This window comes from Streptomyces sp. NPDC059455 (genome assembly GCF_042750115.1).
GTDB lineage: Bacteria > Actinomycetota > Actinomycetes > Streptomycetales > Streptomycetaceae > Streptomyces > Streptomyces endocoffeicus.
Genome location: NZ_JBHYVB010000454.1, coordinates 1 through 2,347, shown reverse-complemented (window position 1 = coordinate 2,347; position 2,347 = coordinate 1). Strand labels below are relative to the sequence as shown.

The 2,347-nt window shown below is 71.6% G+C and carries 2 protein-coding genes and 1 rRNA gene; all 3 read left to right on the top strand.

Going from position 1 to position 2,347, the window contains the following annotated elements:
• A 5S ribosomal RNA gene (gene rrf, locus ACFXB5_RS53450) occupies window positions 1–93 on the top strand; the annotation flags it as partial.
• Window positions 94–552: 459 nt separating this feature from the next.
• Complete coding sequence (locus ACFXB5_RS53445) at window positions 553–1,434, top strand: hypothetical protein (protein ID WP_385223299.1); 882 nt, start codon at window positions 553–555, stop codon at window positions 1,432–1,434.
• Window positions 1,419–2,347: hypothetical protein (locus ACFXB5_RS53440; protein ID WP_385223297.1), on the top strand; the 929-nt coding region annotated here is incomplete at its 3' end. The genes ACFXB5_RS53445 and ACFXB5_RS53440, both read left to right, overlap by 16 nt.

Below are 2,347 nucleotides of genomic sequence, written 5' to 3'. Positions count from 1 at the left end.
ACGCCCGGTTACATTCCGAACCCGGAAGCTAAGCCTTTCAGCGCCGATGGTACTGCAGGGGGGACCCTGTGGGAGAGTAGGACGCCGCCGAACAATCTTTCAAGGACCCTTGGTCCCAGCGTGCATGCTGGGACCAAGGGTCCTTTTGTTTTTTCTGGGCCCGCATCGGTTTGACTGGTGCGGGAGAATGGCTGCAGTACATGAAGACAGGAGTCATGCCGATGTCCACCAACTCTCCCGACGACCGGTCGGGCCGCGAGCCGCGGGGCCGGGAAGCCGACGATCGGCGGGAGGCCCGCGGCTCCGGGCCGCGCCGCGACGGTGGTCGTGGTGGTTTCCGGCGTGACGACCGCCGCGATGAGCGGCCGCGCGGGCCCCGTCGCGATGATGACCGTGGCGGGTTCCGCCGCGATGACGACCGCGGTGGTATCCGCCGCGATGACCGGCGGGACGAGCGCCGGGATGATCGCCGGGACGACCGGTCGCGTGGCCCGCGTCGGGACGATGAGCGCGGAGGCCGCCCCGGCGGCTATGCGCGCCGCGATGACCGGGGTGGCCGCCCCGCCGGGCGATACGAGCGCCGGGACGATCGTCGTGATGACCGCCGGGACGATCGTCGTGACGAGCGGCCGCGTGGGCCTCGCCGTGATGACCGCGACGGTGGCTCCCGCCAGGGCGGCTTCCGCCGGGACCGTGACGATCGGCCGGGCTTCCGCAGGGACGATGACCGCGGTGGCTACCGGCGCGATGACCGCCGGGATGAGCGGCCGCGTGGGCCGCGTCGCGATGATGACCGTGGCGGCCGGGGCGGCGGCTACGAGCGTCGGGATGAGCGGCCTTCGTACCGTCGTGATGACGACCGTGGTGGGTTCCGGCGGGATGACCGTCGGGATGAGCGGCCTTCGCATCGTCGTGATGACGACCGTGGTGGGTTCCGGCGGGATGACCGTCGGGATGAGCGGCCTTCGCATCGTCGTGATGACGACCGTGGTGGATTCCGTAGGGATGAGCGGCCTTCGCATCGTCGTGACGATGACCGTGGTGGGTTCCGGCGGGATGACCGTCGGGATGAGCGGCCCTCGTACCGTCGTGATGACGACCGCAGCGGGTTCCGGCGGGATGATCGCCGGGACGATCGTCGGGATGACCGTCGTGACGAGCGGCCGCGTGGGCCTCGCCGTGATGACCGTGACGGTGGTTTCCGGGGTGGTCGGGACGACCGCGGGCCGCGTCGTCCGTATGGTCAGGGACAGGGCCGCGACGACCGGCGCTCCGGCGGCGGCGGTGGGTTCAAGCGCCGTGACGACCGCACCGGCGGCTACGGGCGTGGCGAAGAGCGCGGCAGGGACCGCGACCGCGAGCCGATCAAGCGGCTGCCGATCCCCGAGGACGTCACCGGCGAGGAGATCGACAAGGGCGTGCGGCAGGAGCTGATGAGCCTGCCGAAGACCCTCGCCGAGGACGTCGCGAAGAACCTCGTCATGGTGGCCAAGCTGCTGGACGACGAACCCGAGCGGGCGTACCAGTACTCGCGCGTCGCCCTGCGGCTCGCCTCCCGGGTGGCCGCTGTGCGCGAGGCCGCGGGCTTCGCCTCGTACGCCGTCGGGAAGTACGCCGAGGCGCTCGCGGAATTCCGCGCCGCGCGTCGGATGACCGGCAACTCCGAGCTGTGGCCGGTGATGGCCGACTGTGAGCGCGGCATGGGCCGTCCCGAGCGGGCGCTGGCCATGGCCGGTGAGCCGGAGGTGCAGAAGCTGGACCGGGCTGGTCAGGTCGAGATGCGGATGGTGGCCGCCGGTGCCCGGCGTGACATGGGCCAGGCCGACGCCGCCGTGGTCACCCTGCAGAGCCCGGAGTTGGCCTCGAACTCCATCCAGCCCTGGACCGCCCGGCTGCGCTACGCCTACGCCGACGCGCTGCTGGCGGTCGACCGCGAGGACGAGGCCCGCGAGTGGTTCGCCAAGGCTCTCGAGGCGGATCAGAGCGGGAGTACGGACGCGTCGGACCGGCTCGCCGAGCTGGACGGGGTCGAGTTCGTGGACGCCCTCGACCCCGAGGAGGCGGTGGACGGCGACGCTCGCCAGCCGGTCGAGGAGTCGAAGGTCGACCAGCCGGTCGAAGAGTTGAAGGCCGAGGAATCGGAGGTCGAGGAGTCGGAGGCCGAGGAGCTGGAGTTCGACGAGGTCCCGTCCGACGAGGACATGGTCGAGCCCGAGCCCGACGATGCCGACGAGCCCGACGATGCCGACGAGCCCGACGACGCCGACGAGCCCGACGACGCCGAGCCGGTGGCCGAGGCGACGTCCGAGGTTCAGGCGGCCGGGTCCGACGGGGACGGCGACGACCG